The organism is Pseudomonas sp. TE31087 (genome assembly GCF_057284075.1).
This window is the reverse complement of the sequence record NZ_JBXVNN010000001.1, coordinates 1881953-1907144: the sequence shown is the minus strand read 5'-3', so window position 1 is coordinate 1907144 and position 25192 is coordinate 1881953. Positions and strand designations below refer to the sequence as shown.

Annotated in this window: 20 protein-coding genes and 1 pseudogene; 12 read left to right on the top strand and 9 right to left on the bottom strand. The window is 67.9% G+C overall.

All coding sequences use genetic code 11. The annotated features are described in order from the left end of the window. The first annotated feature begins 113 nt into the window (after positions 1–113). Positions 114–6452 (top strand): non-ribosomal peptide synthetase, encoded by a 6339-nt coding sequence (locus tag ACZ899_RS08590; protein WP_234561458.1) that lies wholly within the window; start codon positions 114–116, stop codon positions 6450–6452. Between the two features lie 120 nt (positions 6453–6572). On the opposite strand, the gene ACZ899_RS08585 is transcribed toward ACZ899_RS08590, so the two are convergent. Next, positions 6573–7217, bottom strand: coding sequence for a helix-turn-helix transcriptional regulator (locus ACZ899_RS08585; protein ID WP_203647100.1), 645 nt, complete (start codon positions 7215–7217; stop codon positions 6573–6575). A gap of 310 nt (positions 7218–7527) precedes the next feature. On the opposite strand from ACZ899_RS08585, the gene ACZ899_RS08580 reads away from it, so the two are divergent. Genes ACZ899_RS08580 through ribD form a run of 7 tightly spaced genes read left to right on the top strand, consistent with a single transcriptional unit; the run spans position 7528 to position 14460 of the window. After that, on the top strand, positions 7528–8571 hold the full coding sequence (locus tag ACZ899_RS08580; RefSeq protein ID WP_203647098.1) for a methyltransferase: 1044 nt from the start codon (positions 7528–7530) through the stop codon (positions 8569–8571). Beyond that, a complete protein-coding gene (locus ACZ899_RS08575; protein ID WP_234561457.1) occupies positions 8571–9464 on the top strand; it encodes a VOC family protein in 894 nt (297 codons plus the stop codon). The genes ACZ899_RS08580 and ACZ899_RS08575 overlap by 1 nt, the downstream gene beginning before the upstream one ends. Before the next feature lie 56 nt (positions 9465–9520). Continuing rightward, positions 9521–10531, top strand: a complete 1011-nt coding sequence (locus tag ACZ899_RS08570; RefSeq protein WP_203647092.1) for a formylglycine-generating enzyme family protein — start codon at positions 9521–9523, stop codon at positions 10529–10531. A 34-nt stretch (positions 10532–10565) separates the two neighbouring features. Next, positions 10566–11162 carry a GTP cyclohydrolase II RibA gene (ribA, locus tag ACZ899_RS08565; RefSeq protein WP_028691687.1) on the top strand — a complete coding sequence of 199 codons (597 nt, stop codon included), beginning with the start codon at positions 10566–10568 and terminating at the stop codon, positions 11160–11162. 23 nt (positions 11163–11185) lie between these two features. Beyond that, the gene (locus ACZ899_RS08560; RefSeq protein ID WP_203647087.1) at positions 11186–12877 is read left to right on the top strand and encodes a WD40 repeat domain-containing protein; all 1692 of its coding nucleotides are present in this window, start codon (positions 11186–11188) and stop codon (positions 12875–12877) included. 12 nt (positions 12878–12889) lie between these two features. Next, entirely contained in the window at positions 12890–13549 is a 660-nt protein-coding gene (locus tag ACZ899_RS08555; RefSeq protein WP_203647086.1) for an SAM-dependent methyltransferase, read from the top strand. Then, positions 13546–14460, top strand: a complete 915-nt coding sequence (gene ribD, locus ACZ899_RS08550) for a bifunctional diaminohydroxyphosphoribosylaminopyrimidine deaminase/5-amino-6-(5-phosphoribosylamino)uracil reductase RibD (RefSeq protein WP_234561456.1) — start codon at positions 13546–13548, stop codon at positions 14458–14460. The genes ACZ899_RS08555 and ribD overlap by 4 nt, the downstream gene beginning before the upstream one ends. 249 nt (positions 14461–14709) lie before the next feature. Here ribD and ACZ899_RS08545 read toward each other — a convergent pair whose 3' ends face one another. Together ACZ899_RS08545 and ACZ899_RS08540 are read right to left on the bottom strand one after the other, a co-directional pair. Beyond that, positions 14710–15438 (bottom strand): class I SAM-dependent methyltransferase, encoded by a 729-nt coding sequence (locus ACZ899_RS08545; protein WP_234561455.1) that lies wholly within the window; start codon positions 15436–15438, stop codon positions 14710–14712. Beyond that, positions 15435–16862: an MFS transporter gene (locus ACZ899_RS08540; protein WP_234561454.1), complete on the bottom strand. Its 1428-nt coding sequence runs from the start codon at positions 16860–16862 to the stop codon at positions 15435–15437. Before ACZ899_RS08540 ends, ACZ899_RS08545 begins: the two co-directional genes overlap by 4 nt. Before the next feature lie 134 nt (positions 16863–16996). On the opposite strand from ACZ899_RS08540, the gene ACZ899_RS08535 reads away from it, so the two are divergent. The 3 genes and pseudogenes from ACZ899_RS08535 to ACZ899_RS08525 all read left to right on the top strand — a co-directional run. After that, positions 16997–17317 (top strand): heavy metal-binding domain-containing protein, encoded by a 321-nt coding sequence (locus ACZ899_RS08535; protein ID WP_050705861.1) that lies wholly within the window; start codon positions 16997–16999, stop codon positions 17315–17317. 140 nt (positions 17318–17457) lie between these two features. After that, positions 17458–17646 carry a hypothetical protein gene (locus ACZ899_RS08530; protein ID WP_028691681.1) on the top strand — a complete coding sequence of 63 codons (189 nt, stop codon included), beginning with the start codon at positions 17458–17460 and terminating at the stop codon, positions 17644–17646. 141 nt (positions 17647–17787) lie between these two features. After that, positions 17788–17883, top strand: a pseudogene (locus ACZ899_RS08525) (DUF1330 domain-containing protein); the annotation flags it as partial. Here the strand turns inward: ACZ899_RS08525 and ACZ899_RS08520 are convergent. Both ACZ899_RS08520 and ACZ899_RS08515 read right to left on the bottom strand, forming a co-directional pair. After that, positions 17884–18975: a TerC family protein gene (locus tag ACZ899_RS08520; protein ID WP_234561453.1), complete on the bottom strand. Its 1092-nt coding sequence runs from the start codon at positions 18973–18975 to the stop codon at positions 17884–17886. Between the two features lie 348 nt (positions 18976–19323). Next, positions 19324–20214 carry a bile acid:sodium symporter family protein gene (locus tag ACZ899_RS08515; RefSeq protein ID WP_234561452.1) on the bottom strand — a complete coding sequence of 297 codons (891 nt, stop codon included), beginning with the start codon at positions 20212–20214 and terminating at the stop codon, positions 19324–19326. Positions 20215–20388: 174 nt separating this feature from the next. Here ACZ899_RS08515 and ACZ899_RS08510 point away from each other — a divergent pair, with 174 nt between their 5' ends. Then, positions 20389–21267, top strand: coding sequence for a Dyp-type peroxidase (locus tag ACZ899_RS08510; protein ID WP_234561451.1), 879 nt, complete (start codon positions 20389–20391; stop codon positions 21265–21267). 86 nt (positions 21268–21353) lie between these two features. Here the strand turns inward: ACZ899_RS08510 and ACZ899_RS08505 are convergent, their stop codons facing one another. The 4 genes from ACZ899_RS08505 to ACZ899_RS08490 form a co-directional block, all read right to left on the bottom strand. After that, positions 21354–22640 carry an alginate export family protein gene (locus tag ACZ899_RS08505; protein ID WP_234561460.1) on the bottom strand — a complete coding sequence of 429 codons (1287 nt, stop codon included), beginning with the start codon at positions 22638–22640 and terminating at the stop codon, positions 21354–21356. A gap of 169 nt (positions 22641–22809) precedes the next feature. After that, positions 22810–23577 carry an SDR family oxidoreductase gene (locus tag ACZ899_RS08500; RefSeq protein ID WP_234561450.1) on the bottom strand — a complete coding sequence of 256 codons (768 nt, stop codon included), beginning with the start codon at positions 23575–23577 and terminating at the stop codon, positions 22810–22812. Further along, the gene (locus ACZ899_RS08495) at positions 23574–24365 is read right to left on the bottom strand and encodes an SDR family NAD(P)-dependent oxidoreductase (protein ID WP_234561449.1); all 792 of its coding nucleotides are present in this window, start codon (positions 24363–24365) and stop codon (positions 23574–23576) included. The genes ACZ899_RS08500 and ACZ899_RS08495 overlap by 4 nt, the downstream gene beginning before the upstream one ends. Continuing rightward, positions 24362–25180, bottom strand: a complete 819-nt coding sequence (locus tag ACZ899_RS08490) for a molybdenum cofactor biosynthesis F family protein (RefSeq protein WP_234561448.1) — start codon at positions 25178–25180, stop codon at positions 24362–24364. Before ACZ899_RS08490 ends, ACZ899_RS08495 begins: the two co-directional genes overlap by 4 nt. Between the last annotated feature and the right edge of the window lie 12 nt (positions 25181–25192).

The following is a 25192-nucleotide window of genomic DNA, read 5'->3' as shown; positions in this document are numbered from 1 at the left end:
AGGCTCAGGCGGAGCGAAAAGGTAATGGCCAGTGTCCGGGTTTGGGGGGCCATACAGGGCGCGGGGTGGGTGCTTGAATCCGCGGACGATCCCGTTTCAAGGAAGACCCGCCCATGTCCGTCGCCGATAGCTTCCCCCTGACCTGCGCCCAGCGCGACATCTGGCTGGACCAGATCAGCCACGGCGACTCGCCGCTCTACAATGTCGGCGGCTATCTCGAATTCGACGGTACCGTGGACAGTGGCCTGCTGCGGCGCGCGCTGGCGCATCTGGTCGCGCTTCACGACGGGTTGCGCACGGTGCTGGTGCGCGAGGCGGGGGACGATGGCGTGGCCCGCCAGCGCTTTGTGGTCGGTTTGCAGGTGCCGCTGGACGAGCACGACCTGCGCGGGCAGGCTGAGCCGTTCGCCGCTGCACAGCGTCTGGCCAAGACCTTGCTGCAACAGCCCTTCGCCCTTGAAACCGGACCGTTGCTGCGCATGGCATTGCTGCATGTGGGCGGCGGGCGCAGCCTGCTGATGTTGCAGGCCCATCACCTGATCCTCGACGGCTGGGGCCTGGAGCAATTGCTCCACCAGCTGGGCCAGTACTACGGTCTGCTCGAGCAGGGCCTGGCACTGCCGGACACCGCCCCGTCCTACCGGACGTTCATCGAGGATGACCTGGCCTACCAGGGATCGGCCCGCCAGCAGCGCGATCTTGCCTATTGGCAAAGCCGTTACCCGCAACTGCCCGATGCGCTGCTGCGCCCCAGGGAGCAGGGCCTGCCGCCAGGTGCCACGCCCAGCCATGCGCTGGAGCGCAGTTTCGATGGCGACCTGCTGGCGCGCATGCGGCAACTGGCCGACGAGCTGCAGGGATCGGTCGCCCATGTGCTGCTGGCGGCCTTGCACGTGTGCTGTGCCCGGGCCTGGCAACGGGACGACTGGGTGGTTGGCCTGCCGGTGCGCAACCGCGGTAATGCGCGGGCCAAGGCGACACTGGGTATGTTCGTCCAGGTCAATGCCTTGCGCATGGACTTCGGCCGGAGTTTGAGCTTCGCCGAGCTGGTGCGCGGTATCGGCGATGCCCTGCGGCGTGACCTGCGCCACCAGCGCCTGCCGCTCAGCGACCTTAACCGGGCGCTGGGGCTGTCCCGGGAGGCCCGGGGGCAATTGTTCGAGATCACCGTGTCCTACGAGGAAGAGGGCCACGACCTGCGCTTTGGCAGCCTCGGCGCCCACAGCGTGAAGGTATGCAACGATCACGAGCCGACGCCGCTGTCGATCTACCTGCGCAGCAACCCGCACAATGGCAAGGCCTGGCTGCACCTGGTGTACAACCAGGCCTGGCTGGCCCCCGAAGAGGTCGAGGTGTTCACTGCGCGCCTGCTGCATGTGCTGGCCCAGGGGCTGGAGCGGCCGCAGGCGGCCATCGACGACTACGACCTGCTGTTGCCCGACGAGCACCAGCGCCTGCGGCTGTGGAATGCCACGGCCAGCGCCGCCCAAGGCCCGGCCCTGATCCATCGGCGCATCGAGGCCCAGGCCGCGCTGCGCGCCGAGGCGACGGCCGCCGTGCACGAGGGGCGCCACCTGAGTTATGCCGAGCTGAACAACCGCGCCAATCAGCTGGCCACGCAACTGCAGGCCTTGGGCGTGGCGCCGGAGCAGCGGGTGGCGGTGGTCGCCCGCCGAGGCCTGGACACTCTGGTTGGCCTGTTGGCGGTGCTCAAGGCTGGCGCGGCCTATGTGCCGATCGATCCGGCGCACCCGGGCGAGCGTCTGCGCTACCTGCTCGACGATTGCGCACCAAAGGTGGTGCTGACCCAGTCCGTCCTGCGCGAGCGCTTGCCGGCCATCGATGTGCCGGTGATCGAGCTGGACCGCTTGCCATTGCCCACGGCAGTGCTTGATGACCTCGAGGTGCCTGGGCTATCGGGCGAAAGCCTGGTCTATGTGATCTACACCTCCGGCTCCACCGGCCAGCCCAAGGGGGTGATGATCGAGCAGCGCATGCTCGCCAACCTGGTCGACTGGCACTGCGCCGCCTTCGACCTGCAGCCTGGCAGCGCCACCTCCAGCCTGGCCGGCTTTGGCTTCGATGCCATGGCCTGGGAGATCTGGCCGACCCTGTGCGCCGGCGCCACCCTGCACCTGGCGCCGGTGGGCGAGAGCGGCGAGGACATCGACGCGCTGCTGCGCTGGTGGCGCGCCCAGCCGCTGCAGGTCAGCTTCCTGCCCACGCCGGTGGCAGAGCACGCCTTCGCCCAGGGCGAGGCGCATCCTACCCTGCGCACCTTGCTGGTCGGCGGTGATCGCCTGCGTCGCCTGGCCCGGGAGCAAGGCTGGCGGATCATCAACAACTACGGGCCGACCGAGGCCACGGTGGTGGCCAGCGCGGGCGAGGTGCGCCCGGGGCAGGTGCTGCACATCGGCGCGCCGGTGGCCAATACCCGCCTGCATGTGCTCGATGCCCAGGGCCGGCAACTGCCGATAGGCGCCGTCGGTGAGTTGTACATCGGCGGTGCGGGTGTCGCCCGCGGCTACCTGAATCGCCCCGACCTGACAGCCGAGCGCTTCCTCGACGACCCGTTCACCCCGCAGCACGGCGCCCGGATGTACCGCACAGGGGACCTGGTGCGCTGGTTGCCCGACGGTACCCTGGAGTACCTGGGGCGCGGCGACGACCAGGTGAAGATCCGCGGCGTGCGGGTCGAGCTGGGCGAGATCGAGAGCGCGCTGGCCAGCCACCCGGCCGTGCGCGAGGCGCTGGTACTGCTGCGCGACGGCCAGCTGGTGGCCTGGTACCTCGGCGAACACGCATCGACCCCATTGCAGTTGCACGAGCACCTGCGCAGGCGCCTGCCGGCCGCGTTGCTGCCGAGCGCCTTTGTGGCGATGACGGCCTGGCCGTTGACCGCCAATGGCAAGCTCGACCGTCGCGCCTTGCCCGCGCCGGGCAGCGAGGCCGCGGTGCGGCGCGCCCATGAGCCGCCCCAGGGCGAACTGGAGTTGCGCCTGGCCGCGCTGTGGGGCGAGTTGCTGGAGGTGGAGCAGGTTGGGCGGCACGATCACTTCTTCGAGCTGGGCGGCCATTCGCTGCTGGCGGTGCGCCTGATCGAGCGCATGCGTCAGGCGGGGCTGCAAGTAGATGCACAGGTCCTGTTCGGTCAGCCGACCTTGGCGAGCCTGGCCGCATCGCTCGGCAGTACCCCCGCGCAGTCGGTACCGGCCAACCACGTGGCCCCGGGTAGCCAGCGGATCACCCCCGAGATGCTGACCCTGACCCGCCTCGATCAGGCCAGCATCGACCGCATCGTCGGCATGGTTCCGGGTGGCGCGGCCAATGTGCAGGAGATCTACCCGCTGGCACCGCTGCAGGAAGGCCTGCTGTATCACCACCTTACCGAAGACCGTGACCCCTACCAGCAACAGGCGTTGTTTGCCTTTGCCAGCCAGGCAGCGCTGGAGGCGTTCAACCGCGCCTTGGCCGGGGTCATCGAGCGTCACGACATCCTGCGTACCAGCCTGGCCTGGGAAGGCCTGGCGCAGCCGCAGCAAGTGGTGTGGCGCCAGGCCTGGTTGCCGCTGAGGGTGCTTGCGCCCGGTCCGGGCGACGCGGCCACGCGGCTGCGCGAAGAGGCCCTGCGGCTGGACCTGCGCCAGGCGCCGATGATGGCCCTGGCCTGCGTCGAGGACAGCGCGCGGCAGCGCTGGCTGGGGCTGCTGCACTTCCACCACCTGGTCAACGACGCGGTCTCGGTGCAGGTGCTGCTGGCCGAGCTGGCGACGCTGATGGCGGGCGAGGGACACACGCTGCCAGCGCCCGTGCCGTATCGCAACTACGTCGCCCTGAGCCGCGACGAGGCCAGGCAGGCGGGGCATGAAGCCTTCCTGCGCGAAGCCCTGGCCGGGGTGGAAGCGCCCCCTAGGCTGGCCGGCATGGGCGAGGAGGGCCAGGCCACCGTCGAAACCTGCGCCCTGACCGTTCCTGAGGGCTTGGCCACGACCTTGCGCCAGCGCGTGCGTCAGCACGACGTCGGCCTGGGCAGCCTGATGCACCTGGCCTGGGCCCAGGTGCTGGGAGCCTTGGGCGGTCGCGACGAGGTGCTATTTGGCACCGTGCTGCTGGGTCGGGTGATGGCGGGCGAGGGCGCCGAGCGGGCGCTGGGCATGTTCATCAACAGCCTGCCGCTGCGGGTGTCGCTGGCCGGTCGTGATGTGGGCCAGGCGCTGGCCGGAATCCACGGCCAGCTGGCGGCACTGCTCGGGCACGAGGATGCGCCGTTGGTGCTGGCCCAGCGCTGCAGCGGCTTGCCTGCCGGGGTGGCGTTGTTCGACAGCCTGCTCAATTATCGGCATGGCGCCGCGCACGACAGCGTGGCGCTGCCTGGCGTGACGTTGCTCGATGCCAGCGAGGTGCACAGCCACGCCCTGGTGCTGACCGTGGACGAGCAGGGCGACAGCCTGCGGCTGAGTGTGCGGGCGCCTCGCGAGCTGGGCGCCGAACGGGTGCTCGGGCATGTTTGCTGCGCCCTGCAGGCGCTGGCCAATGCCCTGGTCAGCGAGCCGCCAGTGGCGCTCCAATCGCTGTCGACCTTGCCGGAGACGGAGCGCGTCTATCTGCTGGAGACCCTCAATGCCACCGAGGTGGCGCTGGATCCCGCCTATCCGCACCTGCCGGCGCTGTTCGCCGCCCAGGTGCGACGCACGCCGGATGCCGTGGCGCTGCAGAGCGAAGAGACACAGCTCACCTACCGCGAGCTCGATGCCCTGGCCAACCGGCTGGCCCATCACCTGATCGGCCTGGGCGTGCGGCCCGACAGCCGGGTCGCCGTGTGCCTGGAGCGCGGCGCCTCGCTGATTGTTGGCTTGCTCGGCGTGCTCAAGGCCGGTGGCGCCTATGTGCCGCTGGACCCCGGCTACCCCGACGAACGCCTGCACTACATGCTTGCCGACAGCGCGCCCCTGGCACTGCTGGTGCACGGAGCCACCCGCGGCCTGTTCGAGGGCCTGTCGACACCGCTGGTGGACCTGGATCACGGTGACTGGCAGGGGCATGGCGACCCTGCGCCCGAACTGCCGGAACTGGGCGGCGGGCACCTGGCCTATGTCATGTACACCTCGGGCTCCACCGGTACGCCGAAAGGGGTGATGGTCGAGCATCGCGGGTTGTGCAACCTGATGCGCTGGGGCAGCGAGCTGTGCCCGCCACAGGCCGACGACGCGCTGCTGCAACGGGCGCCGTTCAGCTTCGACGGCTCGGTGTGGGAGTTGTTCTGGCCGCTGTGCGCCGGCTTGCGCCTGGTGCTGGCGCGCCCCGACGGGCACCGCGATCCGGCCTATCTGGTGCAGCTGATCCAGACGCGCCGGGTGACTACCGTCAAGTTTGTCCCGGCCCTACTGCAGGCGTTTCTCGACACCCCGGGCGTCGAGCGTTGCAGCAGCCTGCGCGATGTCTTCTGTGGCGGCGGCGAGCTGACCCTGGCGCTGGCGCAACAGGTGCGCCAGGCCTTGCCCCAGGTGCGCCTGCACAATGTCTATGGCCCCACCGAGGCCACCGTGGACAGCACCGCCTGGACCCTGGAGCCGCGCCAGCCGTTGCCCGCCGTCGCCCCGCCGATCGGGCGGGCGATCGGCAATACCCGCCTGTACGTGCTCGACGCCCATGACCGTCCGGTGCCCGTGGGTTGTGCTGGCGAACTGCATATCGGCGGCATCGGCGTGGCCCGCGGCTATCTGGGCTTGCCGGCGTTGCAGGCCGAGCGCTTCATCGCCAGCCCGTTCGTGGCCGGCGACCGCCTGTACCGTACCGGCGACCTGGTGCGTTATCGCGCCGATGGCGAGCTGGAGTTCATCGGGCGCAATGACTTCCAGGTCAAGCTCAACGGCCTGCGTATCGAGCCGGGCGAAATCGAGGCGCTGCTGGCCGCCCACCCGGCCTTAAGCCAGGCCGTGGTACTGGTGCGCGAGGAGCGGTTGGTGGCCTATGCCAGCTGTCGCGACGGCCATGCCGCGCCGACGCTGGAAGCGCTGCGTGCGTACCTGTCGGCGCGCCTGCCGGCCTATATGGTGCCTTCGGCCTATGTGCTCCTGGCCGAGCTGCCGCTGAGCCCCAACGGCAAGGTCGATCGCCGCGCCTTGCCGGCGCCGGGCGCGGAGGCGGTGATCAGCCGGGCCTATGAGGCGCCCCGCGACGAGCTGGAGCATGCGCTGGCGCAGATCTGGACGGAGGTGCTGAAGATCGAGCAGGTCGGCCGTGACGACAACTTCTTCGAGCTCGGCGGACACTCACTGCTGGCGGTCAGCCTGGTGGCGCGCATGCGCCAGGCGGGGTTGCATGCCGATGCGCGCCTGTTGTTCAGCCAGCCGACCCTGGCGGGCCTGGCGGCCAACACCCGGCGTGAGCAGGAACAGGTGGCGATTGCGCAGACCACCATTCCGGCGCTGAAGGGCAGGCGGCGGATCTGATGAGTCACGTTGACCTGGCGAGGGGGCGTGGGAGCGGGCTTGCCCCGCGAGGCGCTGCATGGCACCGGCTTGGCCGGTGATCGCGGGGCTAGCTCGCTCCCACGCTGGTAGGTCGGCGGATTATTTCGGCGAAATGCGATAGACGCAGCGCCGATCCCCCGAGATCAGGTGCTCGCAACGTTCCACCAGCCCCTGCTCGCCGATCGCCGCCTGGAACACCTGCAGCTCACTGCGGCAGAACCCCTGGCAGCGGGTGGCGGCGATGCAGATCGGGCAGTGGTTTTCGACGATCAGCCAGTCATTGCCGTCGGCCTGCATCTCGGCCATGTAGCCGGCGCGCTCGCGCAACTGCACGAGGATGCGCACCTTGTCTTCCAGGCTCTGGCCATCGGCGCAGGCCTGCTGGTACTCACGGCTGTTGCTGTCTTCCATGCGGCTGATCAGGCGGTCGACCCCGTCGCTGCCGAACACCTGCTCGACGCTCTCGATCAGTTGCAGGGTCAGCACGCTGTGGGAATCGGGGAAGCGGCGCTGGGCCGTGGCGGTCAGCGCCCATTTTTGCGAAGGGCGCCCGGCGCCCTTGGCCGGCACGCTGATACCGCTGATCAGGTCGGACGCCTGCAGTTTCTGCACCTGCTGGCGGGTGGCTTCGAAGGTGATGGCGAGCAGCTGGGCCAGGTCGGCGGTCTTGAGCGGCCCGCGGGTCTTGAGCAGGAACAGGATGCGGTCGGCGGTGCAGTTGGTATCAACGGTGGTCGAGGTCATGGAGCGCTGGAAACCGGGCGTGAATGAACGGATCGGGCACTCTCCTGGGCCATCCTTTGCGCAGGCAAGTGGGCGAAGGATAGCCCGGATTCGCGGTGAATTGTGCAAGATGAACGATTATCGATAAGAAAATTTATATGCGATAAAAATATAAAAGGTATTAGTTGTATTTATTGGGTCTGCGTCTAGGCTCAATTGCGGAGCCTGTGCTTGCCGGTCCCAGGGAGGGGTGCGTGCAAGTCAATCGACACCTTGCTGGTAGATGCCGGGCATGGGCTCACCCACAATAACTCGACAGGGATGTGAGTGCATGAATGCCCAGAAACCCGTGACCATCTACGAACACGCCGACGAACTGAACAGTCTGCAAGGCGTGGTCGACCTGGTGAAGCTCTCCGACCAGTACCGCCAGTCCGCCATCCTGCATTCGGCGCTGGCCCAGCGTGTGTTCGACCACACCCGCCAGCCGGTCAGCGCCCAGGCCCTGAGCGATGCGCTGGGTTGGGTGCCGAACAAGGGCCGCATCTTCCTCAACGCGCTGGTAGCCATGGGCCTGCTGAAACGCACTGCCCAAGGTTTCGAGAACCTGCCGCTGAGCCAGCGTTTCCTGGTCAGCGACAGCGCCGAGTTCATCGGCCCGATCATCGATCATCAGCGTCTGCAGTGGCATAACTGGCCGCGCCTGGACGAAGTGCTGCGCAGCCGCACCTCGCTGGATTTCCAGCAGGAAAACCGTTTCAAGCACGACCTGGCGGCTCGCGATGCCTTCAACGATGCCATGGTCCGCTTCAGCCAGCCCATGGTCGACGTGCTGCGTGACCTGCCGCTGTTCGACAAGGCCCGGCGGGTGATCGACCTGGCCGGTGGCCACGGTACCTACCTGGCCGAGATCGCCAGCCGAAATCCGCAGGTCAAGGGTGAGGTCTGGGACCTGGAGCCGACCCGCGAGGCGGCTGCGGCCACCTTCGCCAAGTACCGTCTCGACGACCGCCTGGGCTTCCATGCCCGCAACCTGCTGGACCTGGCGCAGTACCAGGGCGAGCGGGCAGACGTGGTGATGCTCAACGACTGCCTGCACTATTTCACCCGCGAGCAGGTGCGCACCCTGATCGCCGGCGCCGCCGGCATGGTCGAGGGTGACGGCGCGCTGCTGGTGCTGAGCATGGCCCTGGAGGATGACGAGATCCATCCGGCGCTGTCGGCCGACTTCTCCCTGCACATGATGCTCAACACGGTCAACGGCGAGCTGCACTCGACCCGCTACCTGATCGACAGCATGGCGAAGGCGGGGCTCACCGTGGAGCAGGAGCCGATCGGCCGCTACACCCTGCTGATCGGACGGAGGGCTGTCTGATGCTGCGCTTGTTGGCATTGCATGCCGCGCCGCTCGGCGACGCGGCGGCCCAGGCCCTGGACAGCCTGGGCAGCGCTGCTGCGGCGGCGGGTTTCAGCCTGCAGGTCAGCCAGAAGCCGGCCGGCCAGGGACCGGTGGACGCGGTCTGCCTGCTGCTCGACAGCGCCACGCCGCCGGCGGCGTTGAACACGCTGCTCAACGAGGCCAGCGGACTGTGCCGCAACACCGCGCTGGTGCTGGTCCGCGTGCAGGGCGCACTGGCGCAGTTGCCGCCTGCCAGCGGCGTGATCGCCCAGTGGCAGCAGGCGAGCCAGGGCTTCCTCTATCCCTACTCGCTGGATATCGGTGCCGGGCAGGCGCCGGAGCTGGCGATCAAGGACTGGCTGGCGGGCTTCGCCAAGTTCGCAGCCGCGACCAAGCTGTGGCGCTCGCTCGACGGCCTGGGGCTGGACGAAGCGGCGCGGGCCGCGCAGCGCCCCGAGATGAACCACGTCAATATCCTCACCCGCGACCTGGAAGCCTCCAAGGCGTTCTACAGCGACATCCTCGGCGCCAACTACTGCTACAACCTCGGCCCGCGCAAGGCCGTGATGGAGCTCAACGGCTTCGACTTCTTCATCGAGCAGAGCGAGTCGTTCAGTTACCCGGCCGGCTACCACATCGGTGTGCGGGCGCTGCCCGAGGACGTTCGGCGGATCGCCGAGCAGGTCAGCGCCGCCGGCACCATCAAGCTGGTCAAGGGCAACGGCCCGGCGCCGGGCTACCACCATGGGCCGGACAACGTGCGCAGCGCCGTCTACTTCGAGGACCCGGATGGCCTGGTGATCGAAGTCTACAGCGCTGAAGTGGAGATGATCGAAAGCAACCCACGGTTGCTCCTCGACCGCCTCTGATCCCACGTCGTCACAGGCCTGCCATCGGGCAGGCCTGTGCCCAGGCAGGTATTTGCATGAACAGCTACAAACAGTGGCATTGGCCACGGCTGCCCAGCCCGTTGCCCAAGGATGTCAGCGACCGGGCATTGATGGGTTACCCGCAGCATTACCAGGAGCACCCATTGCAGACGCAGGTCGCCACGGCGCTCGACGATCTGCTCCAGGCGCCGCTGGACGGCCTGCTGACGCTGCTCGAGCAGCCGCGCCAGCCGTTGGCCCGGCGCATTGCCGCCGGCGAGGTGCTGGCATTGCGTGGCGACCCGCGCATCGACACCTTCGCCCCGCAGATGATCGACATTCCCGCCGCGCGGGTGCACATCGGCCTCGATCCGCGCGCGGTCGAGCAGGTGATGGACCAGTTCGACGGGCTCGGCCTGGACCGCAGCTGGATCGACAAGGAGACCCCGCGCCACGCCGTGGAGCTGGCGGCATTTCGTATCGCCCGCTTTCCGGTGACGCACCAGGAGTACCGCCAGTTCCTGCTCGACAGCGGGCATGCCGGCATCCCTGACGGCTGGGCGTTCGGCCGCTACCCGCGGCATCACGCCAACCATCCGGTGTACAGCGTCTCGGCCAGTGACGCCGACGCCTACGCCCGGTGGCTCAGCGAACGCACCGGCCGGCGTTTCGCCCTGCCCAGCGAGGCGCAATGGGAGTACGCCGCCGCCGGCCCTGAAGGCCGCCAGTTCCCCTGGGGCGACGCCTACCAGGTCGAGCAGGCCAACACCGCCGAGCTGGGCTACCTGGACAGCACGCCGGTCGGCGTGTTCATCGACGCCGCCTCGCCCTTCGGCGTGTTGGACATGGCCGGCAATGTCGAGGAGTACGTGGCCGAGGACTACCGGCCATACCCCGGCGGACCGCAGATCGAGGACGACCTGGTGCTCGATGTCGGCACCCACCGCGTGGCCCGCGGTGGCAGCTTCACCCGTTTCCGCGACCTGGCGCGCACCGCGCGCCGCCACGGGCGTTACCCGCGACCGATCTACGTCATGGGTTTTCGCCTGGTTGAAAACCACAACTGAGCTGTTCCGTCTTCCGTGCAAGAGGTCTGATTCCATGAACAAGGATGTTTCGCTTCACACCATCGTGCCGATTTCCATCCTCGGCGGCGACGTCGACGCCCATTTCTTCGGCTTCCACGGCTTCGAGCGTGACCAGGAGCACTTCGCCGTCGGCATCGGCCGCGAGCAGTGTGACGTGCCGCTGGTGCGGGTGCACTCCGAATGCATCACCGGCGATGTGTTCGGCTCGCAGCGCTGCGATTGCGGCCCGCAGCTGCAGGAGGCGCTGCGCACCCTCAAGGAGGTGGGCGGCTACCTGATCTACCTGCGCCAGGAAGGGCGCGGCATTGGCCTGTACTCCAAGTTCGAGGCCTACCTGCTGCAGGACAAGGGCCTGGATACCTACGAGGCCAACCTGCGTCTGAACCACCTGGCCGACTCGCGCTCGTTCGACCCGGCCGTGCAGATCCTCCGCGCCCTGGGCGTTGACCAGTGCCGGTTGCTGACCAACAACCCGGAGAAGGTCGCCCAGTTGCGCGCCGGTGGCATCGATGTGATCGAGCAGGTGCCCACCGGGGTGTTCCTGACCAATCACAACCGCAACTACCTGCAGGCGAAGGCGGTCAAGTCCAGCCATTCGATCAAGCTCTGACTCCAGCGAAAAAGGATCTTTCGATGAAACACATTGGCCCTATCAGCGGTATCGCCGCCCATGCCGCGCGCTTCGTCGCCACCGCCGGCTACGACAACCAGGTAATCTTGTGGAACGCCGCCACCGGCGAGCCGATCCACCGCGTGCACCACGACCACCTGGCCAACCAGTGCGCGTTCAGCAGTGACGGCAAGCACCTGGTCAGCGCCAGCAGCGACTACACCGCGCGCATCTGGGAAGTGCCGAGCATGCGCCTGAAAGCCGTGCTGCAGGGGCACAACGACGACGTCGAGATGGCGGTGTTCTCGCCCGACAGCCAGCGCGTGGCCACCTGCTCGCGTGACCACGTGCTGCGCATCTTCGACCTCGACGGCGTGCAGCTGCAGGCGTTCCATGGCCACCAGGCCGACGTCATCTCGGTGGTCTGGTCGCCGGACGGCCAGCGCCTGATCTCCAGCAGCGACGACGGTACCGTGCGCCAGTGGGACACCCGCACCGGTCAGCAATGCGACGAGGTGGACATCGGCGGCGTGGAAACCGACACCATTGCCATCACCCGCGAAGGCGTGGTGTTCGCCGGGGACGACGAGGGGCGTATCTCGATCATCGCCCAGGGCCAGGTGCAGACCGTGCCGGCCCACGCCGCCGGGATCAAGCGCATCGTCTGGAACGACGACAAGCGCCTGCTGGTGAGCCTGAGCTACGACCGCTCGGCGATCCTCTGGACCTTCGACGCCGGGCGTAACCTGGTCAAGCGCCGCAGCACCGCGCTGCCGAGCATCGTCTGGCCGCGCAGCTGCGCCTTCGTCGGTGACGAACAGCTGGTGTTCGCCACCTTCGGCTCGCGCTACGCCACCTGGAACTACGAGCAGGACCAGTGGCAGGTGTCGGGCATCGAGCCGGCGGTGAGCATCAACGCCGTGGTGCGCAGCGACGAGCGCCAGTACAGCATCGGCGACGCCGGCATCCTGCACCGTGACGACCAGCCGGTGACCAGTGTCGGCAGCCTGTGCAACTTCCTCCTGCCGTTCGGCCCGCTGCTGCTGACCGGCGGCCAGATGGGCCAGGTGTTCGACGGCCTGTCCGGGCGCATGCTGTACCAGCACCGTTCGCCGCTCAACTGCGGCGCCACTTTCGTCAGGAACGGCGAGGACCTGGCGCTGATCGGCACCTACACCGGCGAAGGCCTGGTGTTCGGCCATGACGGCCAGGGCGGACTGCGCCTGGTGGCGTCGATCCCCATGCACGACAACGCGATCAAGGGCGTGGCCGCCGACGAGCGCCACCTGTTCAGCGTCTGCGCCTCGGCCGATGCCGCGCTGCACAGCATCGAGGATTTCAGCAGCGTGCGGCATATCGAAGGGGCGCACACGCGTATTTCCAATGGCTGCTGCCCGATCACTGGCGGCTTCGCCAGCATCGGTCGCGACCTCAAGTTGCGCCTGTGGCTGGAGACCGGCGACGAGGTGTTCGACTCGCCGCACCAGCACTCGATCAAGTGCATCGCCGCCTCCGGCGATGGCCGGGTGATCGCCACCGCGGCCTACAACGGTACCGTGGCGCTGTTCGACCTGGCCTCGCGGCGCTGGCTGCCTATGCAGCGGCCGACCGCCAGCGGTATTTCCTGCCTGACCCACGACGCCGTCAGCGACGCCTTCCTGGCCAGCTCCTATGACGGGCGCATCTACGGTATCGACGCCCGCCTGGCGTCCTGAAGGAGCAGCACGATGAGCAAGCAAGCAAGCGACTTCATGGCCCAGGGCGATTACCGCAAGGCCCTCGACACTTCGTTCGTGCACCGCTACAGCCATGGCGAGGACGAGTGGTCGTGGGATATCGGCATGATCCAGGCGGCCCAGGCCTTCCTTGAACGGCTCGACCCGCGTGCCGACCAGCATGTACTGGACATCGGCGTGGGCCGTGGCCGTGACGCCTCCACCTTCATCCTCGCCGGGCACCGGGTCACCGGGCTGGATATCGTCGAGAACTCCAGCTGGCCGTTGCTGCGCAAGCGCTGGGGCGATCGCCTGGACCTGGTGAACAAGGCCATGCAGGACTGGCAGCCGGCGCCGGGCACGGTGTTCGACGCGGCCCTGGACAATGGCTGCTTCCACCACCAGCACCCGGATGAGTGGGCTGCGTACCTGGGCCATGTGCGCCGCCTGCTGCGCCCCGGCGCGCTGGTGGGGCTGAACGTGTTCGGGGTCGACGCGGCCCATCCGCAGCCGGGCTGGCGCGAGATGGACAACCAGCGCCAGGGCTACTTCTTCACCGACGACGGCATCCGCCAGACCCTCGAGGGCCATGGCTTCACCTGGCAGGGGCTGGAGGTGATCGAGCGCCAGCATGGCGAGGCTCGCTACCTGCTGGCGCTGGTTCGCACGTGAGTGCAATTGATCGCCACTACCTGGACATGGCCCTGGCGCTCGCCAGCCAGGGCCTGTACAGCACCATGCCCAACCCGCGGGTCGGCTGCGTGATCGTCAACGCCGGGCAGGTGGTGGGGCGCGGCTGGCATCAGCGCGCCGGCCAGGCCCATGCCGAAGTGCACGCCCTGCGCGAGGCGGGCACGGCGGCGCGGGGTGCGACCGCCTATGTGACCCTGGAACCCTGTGGTCACCATGGGCGCACGCCGCCGTGCGCCGATGCCCTGGTGGCGGCGGGGGTGAGTCGGGTAGTCACGGCCAGCGGCGATGTCTCGCAGAGCATCGGCGCGGATCGCCTGCGTGGTGCGGGCATCGCGGTCGAGGCATTGCCTTGCCCACGGGCACGGGCGCTCAATCGCGGGTTCTTCTCGCGCATCGAGCGCCAGCGCCCTTGGGTGCGGGTGTTGCGTCCGGCGGCGCTGGAGATCGGTGCGCTGGGCGAAGGCACGATGCTCAGCCATTGCGACGAGCAGACGCCCCTGGCGCACTGGCGGGGCAGGGCTTCGGCGTTGCTGACCACTTGTGACTGGGTGAAGGCCTGCGACACCTCGCTGGTGGCGCAGGTTGCCGGGCAAAGGGCCGAGCCGGTGGTGCCCTTGCGGGTGCTGCTCGACCAGGGGCTGGACTGCCCGGCTTCGGCCAAGGTGCTCGATGGGCGTGCGGCGACGCTGGTGTTGCATGGGGCGCAGGCGAGGCGGGACGGTCGTTATGCCCGGGCGCGTTGCCAGGTGCTGGAGGATCTGGGTGGCTTGCAGGTACTACAGGCGCTGCATGAACTCGACTGCAACGAAGTCCAGGTGGAGGCCGAGCCGGCCTGGTGCGAGGCCCTGGCGCGCCAGGGGCTGGTGGATGAGTGGCTGGTCCAGGTCTAGCGCCCTGTGCTTTCCCTGTAGAGCGGCCTTGTGCCGCGAAAGGGCTGCAAAGCAGCCCCGGCGATCGTGTTCACATCACAGATCCTTGGGGCCTTATTGATTTAACTGCAATAGCGTGGGAGCGGGCTTGCCCCGCGATGCGATGTGTGGCACCGGCTTTGCCGGTGATCGCGGGGCAAGCCCGCTCCCACGCTGGTGATGCTTACAACTTTGTTCCCGCTGCGACAGGTGATCTGGGAAACGCGCAACCTAGCGACTGCAGATCAGCCCGACCTGCAGGCTGTTCTGCTCGAACAGGTCCCAATACCCAGGCGGATGCGCTTTCTTGCGGATCCCGCTGATCAGTGGGGCAATCCAGCGCACGTTGCGCAGGCCGACATCGTGGGCGGCCTGTTCGTAGACCGACTTTTGCCAGCGGTAATAGGTGAAGTCCGCAGGCGGTGTACTCATGAACTGGCCCCGGCAGCGCAGGCCGCCTTCCACCGGCTGTTCTTCCAGCACACGAATGCCGTACTCGGTGAAATTGCCCCGGGCCAGGTCGAAGGCGGGGTTCGCCGTGTAGGCGATCAGCTGTCCGTTCGGCTTGAGGTTAAGGGCGACACTCTCGAACATGCGCCGCAATTCCTCGACGCTGCCGGCGTAGTTGAACAGCCAGGCGGCGGTGACCTTGTCGAACTGGCCAATGCGGCCCATCTGCGCCACGTCGCGCACTTCGTAGGCGATGCCGTCGTTGGCCTGGCGCGCCTGGTAGATCATGCTCGGCGAGATATCCACGCCGTGTACCCGCGCCGCGCCCCAGTCCTTCAGGCGGCGGCTGAAGAAGCCATGGCCGCAGGCCAGGTCGAGAACTTCCTCGCCGGTCACTTCGCCGGCCATGTAGCGAAACGTGTCGACCTCGACCCCGCGCTGGCTGGCGTGGCTGGTGAAGTCTTCGAACTGCTCGCTGATCCGCTCGTAGACTTCCTTGGATTCCTTCATGGGCGCTCCTTGTTTTCAGAGGTGAGTCGCAGCGCCAACGGCAGCGCCAGCAGCGGCGCGCAGGCGAACACGGCGAACAGCCATAGCGCCGCCTGGCGCGCGCCTTGCTCGCCGCCGGGCTCGACCAGCCCGGCGCCGTTGGCGACCAGGCCGGCCAGGGCCGCGGCCAGGGCGGTGGCGTAGAGTTGCACGGTGGTGATCGAGGCCGAGGCGAGGTTTTCCTCGCCGGGGCGCGCTGCCTGCAGCACCCGGGTGAGCAGGTGCGGCCAGCCCAGGCCGATGCCCAAGCCGACGCCGGCCAGGGCCAGGGCGAACAGGGCCAGGCCCGGCGCGCTGGCGATCCAGGTCGGGGCGGGGGTCAGCACGGCCAGGGCCAGCAGCGCCACGGCCACCACCAGCGGCCCGCTGCGGATCTGCCAGGCGCCGCCATCGCGGTCGCGTCCGGCGCTGGCCAGGGCGCCAACCGTCCAGCCTGCGGCCATCACGGCGGTCAGGTAGCCGGCGGCCAGAGGGCCGAAGCCATGGATGCGCTGCAGGAAGTAAGGTACATAGATTTCAGTGGTGATGGCCGCCACCAGCAGGCACATCATGGCGAACAGCGCGCCCATCGGTTGCCTGAGGCTGTAGGCCCCGGTGGGCAACAGGTGATGGCGCGCCCGCGGATCGCGGCGGGCGATCAGCGCGGCGAGGGCCAGGCCCACGACGATGCCGGCCAGGTTGATCCACAAGGTATCGGCCAGGCTGGCTGCACAGATCGCCAGCACCGAGGCCACCAGGCAGGCGATCAGCCCGTAGGCCGGGCGCGCGCCATGGTCGTCCACGGCCTGGCGCGCCGGCAGGCGCAGGCAGACGATCAGCGCCAGGGCGCCAGCCACCGGCAGCAGCGACCAGAACGCCCAGCGCCAGTGTCCACCTTCGGCAAACACCCCGCCCACGGCCGGGCCGCACAGCGTGGCCACGCCCCACATCGCCGAGACCAGGGCCATGGCGCGGGGCCACAGGCGGCTGTCGAACACCAGGTGGATCAGCGCATAGCTCAGGGCGAACAGGATGCCGCCACCCAGGCCCTGCACGCTGCGTCCGAGCAGCAGCATCGGCATGCTCCCGGCCTGGGCGCAGAGCAGCGAGCCGATGGTGAACACCACCAGCGCCAGCAGGTAGGCGACTCGCGGCCCACTGCGGGCCAGCAGGCGGGTGGAGAGGGTGGAACCGATGATCGAGGCGACCACGAACAAGGTGGTGTTCCAGGCATAGAAGGCCAACCCGCCGATCTCTTCGATCACGGTCGGCAGCAGGGTGGTGACGATGTAGACATTGATGGCATGCAGGGCGACGCCGCCGGCCAGGGCGATCGAGCGCAGCGCGTTGCCGCCGCTGAGCAGTTCGCTCCAGCGCGCCGGGGGCTGTTCGGGGATTGCGGTCATGTACGCTCCTTGCGTGGTCCTGCGCTGGGAGTCTAGGAGTCGGAAAATCATTATTCAAGGTTTTGCTTGTGTAATTTGGCGGTGATGTTTTTGCTAGGATCGTGCTCTTTTGTCTTGTTTCAGGAGCGTCACCCATGATCATCAGCACCACCAGCCAGCTCGACGGCCGCCCGATTGCCGAGTACCTCGGCGTGGTCAGCGCCGAATCGGTGCAGGGGATCAACTTCGTGCGCGATTTCTTCGCACGCTTTCGCGACTTCTTCGGCGGCCGCTCACAAACCCTGGAGGGCGCGCTGAAGCTGGCCCGCGAGCAGGCCACCGAGGAACTCATGGCGCGGGCACGGCAGTTGCAGGCCGATGCGCTGGTAGGCGTGGACTTCGAGATCAGCATGCCGTCGGTACAGGGCGGCATGGTCGTGGTGTTCGCCACCGGCACGGCGGTGCGTCTGAAGTAAGGCCAGTTGCCACTGGTCGGGCCAGGAAATTTTGTCCGGCTGGTCTGCAAATGACCGGCTAGTCTCACTTCAACGGACCGCCGCTTCACTAGGCAGGCGTATTGCCTGCCGGCACGGTCGCCATTGGAGGGAGACAGGGCATGAGCGAATCCTATTTCGAAGACCTGAACGATGCGTTTCCGATCAACAGCCAGGTGCGCTGTGGCCAGGCAGCCGTGCGCCTGGGCTTTGCCAACATGACCCTGGACGAGTCGGAACAACTGCAACCGGCGCACCTGCAGCGGGCCAAGAAGGGGCGTTTCACGCCGCGTGTCCCGTCGAAGAAGTAAATCCGCGCTGAATCCCCATCGCGGCGCCCACAGGTCCTGTGGGCGCCGTCGCGTTCAATGGGCCACGGCGCCCTTGCTCAGGTCGCTCTTCGTGGTTGGCCAGGATCACCCCCTCCCGGCGACCTTCTGCAGTGCCGCGGGGCCCGCTACCGGTCGGACCTGTACCAGGATGCCTGCCGCCATTGCCAGGGCGTGGCGCTGGCGCAGGTGATCATCGTCGAGGGGCTCGCCCCCTGATCAGACCCGCAGGTGCGGGTCTTTCTTTTCCGGGTTTTCGCCGGCAGGGCGTGGAGTCGCCGGCATGTCCGTGGTGGGCAGCGGCGTGTCCTGCACGGCGTCGGTATCGGCGGGTGGCGGCTGGTCACGGGTGCGCAGCAGTGACAACAGCACTCCGCCCAGCAGCAATCCGAACGTCACCCCCAGCGATATCCCGGCCGGCACCTTGCCCACCAGCCCGTGCCAGAAGATCTTGCAGCCGATGAAGATCAGCACCAGCGCCAGCGCGTACTTGAGGTAGACGAAGCGGTGCATCAGCGCCGCCAGGGCGAAGTACAGCGAACGCAGGCCAAGGATGGCGAAGATGTTCGAGGTGTAGACGATGAACGGGTCCTGGGTGATGGCGAAGATCGCCGGCACGCTGTCGACGGCGAACACCAGGTCGGCCAGCTCGATCAAGACCAGGGCGAGGAACAGCGGCGTGGCATAACGGATCGCCCGCGTCGCCCCGGGCGGCGTGAGCTGGACGAAGAAGTGCCGGCCATGCAGCTGGTCGGTGACGCGCATGTGCCGGCGCACGAAGCGCAGCACCGGGTTGTTGGCCAGGTCCGGGTGGGCGTCGTCCTTTGACAGGGCCATCTTCACCCCGGTGAACAGCAGGAAGGCGCCGAACAGGTACAGCACCCAGGCGAAGTGCTGCACCAGCGCGGCGCCCACGCCGATCATGATCGCCCGCAGCACCACCACCCCGAGGATGCCCCAGAACAGCACGCGATGCTGGTAGCGGCGAGGGATAGCGAAGAAACTGAAGATCATCGCCATGACGAACACGTTGTCCATCGACAGCGACTGCTCGACCAGGAAACCGGTGTAGAACTCCAGCGCCGGCTGCGCGCCCAGCTCATGCCAGACCCACAGGCCGAACAGCACGCCGACGCTGAAGTAGCCCGAGTACAGCAACAGGCTTTCGCGCATCTCGATCTCGCGGTCCTGGCGGTGCAGCACACCCAGGTCGAGAACCAGCAAGGCGATGACGATGGTGATGAAGACCAGCCACAACCAGGCGCTGGTGCCGAGAAAAGGCGTGAAGAGGAAATGCTGCAGAGCCGTCATGAGCCCCTCCTTGATTGTCGACGTTGCAAGGCAACAGTGATTCCGACATGGCGGCGCAAACCGTCAGAGGGGCCCGGCATCACATGCTTCTGAGCCTAGTCGCGATCGCCGGGCTTGCGAATGGCAGGCTGTTACATTTCTTTGCCTGAATCCAATGGTTGCGAAGTATTCGCCGGCAGGGGCGCCAACATCGAGGCGTGGTGAGTATCCCGAGCCCGCCCCGAAACGGGGCTCGGAAAGTGTTCGTCGCAACCTTTGCAGCGTCTGCAAGATCGAGCGCCGCGTGGGCGGCGCTCGGTCTGATAGGCACTGCAACTCTAACGTCACACACCTTGAAAGGGCTGGTACTCAGGCGCAATCGCTGACGGTGTCGGCGGCCTTGTGCCCCCGGCTCACCCACCAGCCAAACCCCGCCGCCGTGAAGAACATGATCAGGCTGTAGATCGCCGCCGGCACCGCCATGGTCGCGTTGTTGAGCAGCGTCGGGCTCAGGGCCAGGGCGATGGCCAGGGTGCCGTTGTGGATGCCGATCTCCATGCCGATGGCGATCGCCTGGCGCTTCGGAATGCTCAGCAGGCGCGGCACCCAGTAGCCCACCGCGAGGCTGAGCAGGTTGAACAGCAGCGCGGCGCCCCCGACGATCGGCGCGTACTCGACCACGGTCTGCCAGTCCTTGGCCAGGGCCAGGACGATGGTGAAGGCCAGGAACAGCGCCGCGACGATCTTCATTGGTTTTTCCATGCGCGCGGCGAAGCGCGGCGTCCAGTGGCGAATCAGCATGCCCAGCGCCACCGGCAGCAGGACGATGGCGAACACCTGCATGACCTTGGCGAACTGCAGCGGGATGGCCTGGTCCGATTCCATGAACCAGACCAGCGACAGGTTCACCAGCAGCGGCATGGTGAGGATGGCGATCAGCGAGTTGACCGCGGTCAGGGTGATGTTCAGCGCCACGTCGCCATGGGCCAGGTGGCTGAACAGGTTGGCGGTGGTGCCGCCCGGAGAGGCGGCCAGCAGCATCAGGCCCACCGCCAGTGCCGATTCGAGGCCGAAACCGTTGGCGATCAGGAAGCACACCAGCGGCAGCAGCAGGATCTGGCAGATCAGGCCGATCACCACCGGCTTGGGGTACTTCACCACCCGGGCGAAGTCGGCCAGGGTCAGCGACAGGCCCAGGCCGAGCATGATGATACCCAGGGCCAGCGGCAGAAGGGCGGTGAGCAGCGGGGAGGCGGTCATGGGCGGTCTCTCGGGCGAAGGATTCCGAGGAGTGTAGGTGGTGGCGCAACGATAGCTAATCGCAACTGGCCTACCTTGGTAACCGATTGTTACCGGGGCGAGCGGCCCTGTGTCGCGTTGCGGTGCATCGCACGGCGCAGTAGCATTCGACCTTTTGCCGAGGATTCGCCTGTCATGCCGTTCCAGCCAGGTCTGCTTGCCACTCCGGTGCCGGCCCATGCCCGCCACCTGTTCTTCGCCCTCGACTCGCTCGAGGCCTTGCCCGCCGTCCTCGACCAGCTGTTGCCGCAGGTCGATGGGCAGAGCCTGATCCTGGGCGTCGGCGCGCCGCTGGTCAAGGCCCTGGGCCGCGAAGTGCCGGGCCTGCGCAGCTTCCCGCAACTGGACGCGGTGGTGGAGAACCCGGCGACCCAGCACGCCCTGTGGCTGTGGCTGCGCGGCGCCGAACGCGGCGAGCTGTTCCTGCGCGCCCAGGCCCTGCAGCAGGCGCTGGCGCCGGCGCTGCGCCTGGTCGACAGCGTCGACGGTTTCCTGCACCGCGGTGGCCATGACCTGACCGGCTACGAAGACGGCACCGAGAACCCGGTGGACGAAGAGGCCGTCGCCGCCGCCATCGTGCCGGGCGAGGCGCCTGGCCTGGCGGGCTCCAGCTTTGCCGCGTTCCAGCTGTGGAAGCACGACCTGGAGTACTTCAAGTCGCTGCCCCAGGCTGAACAGGACAACATCATTGGCCGCCGCCTGAGCGACAACGAAGAGCTCGACGATGCACCCGAATCGGCCCACGTCAAGCGTACCGCCCAGGAAAGCTTCGCGCCGGAGGCGTTCGTTGTACGTCGTTCGGTGGCGTGGACCGACGAGCGTGGCGCCGGCCTGGCGTTCGTCGCCCTGGGCTTCTCGCTGGATGCCTTCGAGGTGCAGCTACGGCGCATGAGCGGGCTCGAGGATGGCGTGATCGATGGCCTGTACCGTTTCAGCCGGCCGTTGACAGGGGGGTACTACTGGTGCCCGCCGTTGGCTGAAGTCGGTGCCGACCTGCGTTTGCTGCTGGGCTGACAGGCCCTCATCGCGGGGCAAGCCCGCTCCCACGCCTTGAGCTTGATGCCCAGCTTGGCGTGGGAGCGGGCTTGCCCCGCGATGGCTCAGAACGGCACAGCCACCGTCAACTGACTATAAATATTGGTTCCGCTCCCCACCTGATTGCCGCCATTGCTTTGATCCTTGCGCGGCTTGAACAGCCCCAGCAGCGGGGTGACGATCAGGTGCTCGTTGACTGCCCACTCCACATACAGGTCCAACTCCTGGGCATCCAGGTTCAGGGTGTCGCGGGTGCGCACGGTGTCGAAGTCGAAGAACAGCGCGCCGAGGGTGAGATCGTCCCGTGGCGTGGCCTTCAGGCCCACATGGTGGATGCCGCTGTTGGTGTTGAACGGCCCGGCATAGTTGCCGGCGACCTCGCCCTGGATCCAGGTGCCGTAGCCGCTGGACAGGCCGGTGAACAGCAGGTCCCAGCCCGCCGAATAGCGGGTGTAGCGGTAGGTCAGCTGCGGCGCCCAGGGGGCTTCGGCGAAGGTGTAGGCGGCCTCGGTGTACCAGGCGGTCTCGCGGCCACCGCGCTTGTCCTGCCAGGCGTACTCGAAAGCGAAGCGGGTGTTTTCCAGCCCGACGCCACCTTCGCCGCGCAGGCTGTACACATCCATGCCTTCACGGGCCTTCTGGAACTCGCTGGCCCACTGGTCGGTCACGTCGATGCCGTGGATATAGGTCAGGCCCAGGGTGCCCAGGTCATGGGTGTAGTCCAGGGTGCCGGCCGCCAGCTCGGTTTCGGCCTGGGCACGGTTGTCGGACTTGAGCCACAGTACGCTGCCATGCAGCCCCTGCTTGCCGCCCAGGCGCAGCACCGCGGTGCGGTCGAAGGCGTGGCGCGCGCCCAGGTAGAAGCCGCCGCCGCGGTTGAGTTGGCCGTCGGCAGGGCCCTTGCCCAGGTTGGGGCCGTCGTCGTTGATCAGGAAACCGCTGCCCAGGCGGATCACCTGGCGGCCGCCGGACAGGTCCACGCCATCCTTGCCCAGCAACGGGAACAGATCACCCGAATGCCAGCCCAGGTAGGCGTCCTCGATCTTGGTGGTGCGTTCGGAGCCGTCCTGGTTGCCGCCGGCGTCGCCGTCGCCCCAGGCGCCGGAGCTGACCCAGTTGAAGGCGCCGTACAGGGTGCCGTTGCCGCCCAGGCCCTGGTCGCCGCTGAGGCCGTACTTGATGAAACCCTCGCGCCAGGTCGAGCCGCCGGGAGTGCCGTCGTAGTTGTGGCGGCTGTTGAACATGCCCCAGACCGCGAGCAGGTCGGCGTTCAGGTGGCTGTCGTCGTCGGCGTGCAGCTCGTAGGCCGGGCTGGCCGGGCCATGGACCAGCAGGGCCAGGGCCGCGGCCATTGCGGTGCGACGTGGTGGTGAGACGCATGGATCGATCCTCGTTTGTTGTGTGCGGTCTTGGGTGCCGCGTTGTTGTGGAGGCAGTGTCGAAAGGCGACGGGCTATTAGCGCGTGGAACGCTGGCGGCGGTCTTGCCCGTGGCTGCCAGCGGTCTTGCATATCACCGCCATCACGGGCTCGCGGCGTTCTCCGGCAAGGTGGCGCCGCCGTCGACCACCAGGGTCTGGCCGGTGATGTAGCGGGCGGCGTCAGAGGCCAGGAACAGCATCGCCGCGGCGATATCGGCCGGCTCGCCCAGTCGCCCCAGGGGCACGCCGGCGGCGATCCGGGCGTTCAGGGTGGTATCGCCGAGGTTGTCCATGGCCGGCGTGCGCACCATCCCCGGCTCCACGCCGTTGACCCGCACGTTGAATGGCGCCAGTTCCAGCGCGGCATTGCGAATGAAGCCATTGACCCCGGCCTTGGACGCCGCGTAATGGCTCAGGCCCGGGTAGGCCACCCGGGGCCCGGTCACCGACGAGGTGGCCAGCACGCATCCGCCACCCTGGCGGCGGAACAGGGGCAGGGCGCCCTGGACAAGCCAGAACAATGCGCCCAGGTTCACCGCCAGGGTGCGCTGCAACAGGGCCGGGTCGATCTCGGTGAGTGGGGTGAGTGGAAAGTAGGCGGCGTTGTGCACCAGTACGTCCAGGCGTTGCAGTCCGGCCAGCGAGGCGCGGATCGCGCCGGGGTCGGCCAGGTCGAGGACCTCCCCACGAACCTCGTGCCCCAACGCCACCTGGTCCTCGACCAGGCGCTGCAACGCCTGCGGGTCGAGGTCCAGCGCCAGCACCCGGGCGCCGCCACGGGCGAAACCCTCGACGATGGCCTGGCCGATGCCGCCTGCCGCGCCGGTGACCAGCACCGTGCGACCTTCGAAGTCGTAGCACGCGTTCATGCCGACGGCTCCAGGCGGGTGTAGGTCAGGGTCGGCACGTCGACCACGGTCGAACCGCCATCGGCGGTGATCACCGCGCCGGTGACGATGCTGGCCTCGGCGCCGACCAGGAACTGGCACACGGCGGCAATCTCGTCGCTGCTGGCCGGGCGGCGCAGCGGCACGTCGGCGGTGACCCGGCGGTAGGCGGCGTCGAGGTCTTCCTGGTAGTGATCCATCAATGGCTGCATTTCCTGGTCGGCCATGGGCGTGCGCACCCAGCCTGGGCAGACGCAGTTGACCCGCACGCCGAATGGCCCGTAGTCGCGGGCCAGTGAGCGGGTCAGGCCGACCAGCGCATGCTTGGCGGTGGTGTAGCCGCAGACCTCGGGGCCGGCCGCCAGCGAGGCGATGGAGCCCAGCAGCACCAGGCTGCCGCGCCGCTCGCGCAGCAATGGCAGGCAAGCCCGGGCGGTGTGGAAGGCGCTGTCGAGGTTGCCGCGCAGGGCCTCGCGCCAGGCGGCGTCGCTGGTCTGCTCGGCCGGTCCCAGGCCATGGCCGCCGGCGCAGGCGATCACCGCGTCGAGGCCGCCGAAGCGGGTGCGCACCTGCTCGATGAAACCGGCCCAGGCAGCGCTGTCGGCGGCGTCGCCAGCCAGCACCAGGCCATCGCACCGCTGCGCGACGCGCTGCAGCGCTTCGCGGCGGCGGCCCACCAGCGCTACCTGCCAGCCCTGGCCGGCCAGGCGCAGGGCGCAGGCTTCACCGATGCCGCTGCCGGCCCCGGTGATCAGCACGCTGCGGCTCACTGCGCAGGCTCCGTGCGGTTGAGCACCCGGCAGTGGGACGACACCGGGAAATTGGCCAGCGCATCGAAGCCGCCGCCCTGGTAGCCGAAGATCTTGCCGTCGCTGCGGTGGTGCGCCAGGTCGATCATCACCAGGCCCAGGGTGGGCACGATTTTCTCGCACCAGACGAACAGGTACAGCTGCTCGGCGATCTTGTAGTAGTACGCCCGGTCGGTGTCGCACAGCCCCTGTTCGACGCCCTTGAGGCATTGCCAGCTGTAGTAGTTGGCGTTGAGGTAGATGTGCTCGTACTCCTCGGTGGGGCTGTAGCGGTAGTGGTTGCGCAGGCCGACCAGCTCGGTGGTCGGCGCGTGGGGGCAGGCGCCGGCCTGCCAGGGGCGGTCGAGGTTGCCGTGCAGGAAACTGGCCTCGACGCCGGTCAGCGCTTCGCCGGCCAGGGCCAGGGCGTACAGGCCGCGCTGAGTGCGGGCCTGGTCGGGCAGGCGGCCAAGCACGGCGGTGAAGGCGTGCTCGAGGGTGTCGAGTACCAGCGACACCGACCAGGCCTGGCCGGCCTCGTGCTTGATGAAGTCGACCAGGTAGATGCCGGGGCGCACCGAGGTGGCCCGGTAGCCGGCGCTGCCGCTGCTGTGGCCGTCCGCGGCGCGCCAGTGCAGGCGCTCGCTGTCGAAGCGGTGTTCGATGACCCAGCCATTGGCGAAGTGCAGGGTGATCGTGCGCCCGGACAGGTCGGCCAGTTGCGGCAGGATGAAGGCCTCGGGCGCGAAGCCGTCGGCGAGGGCGCCCACGGTGATCCAGTCGGCGGTGTTGGGCATGGCGGTGACTCC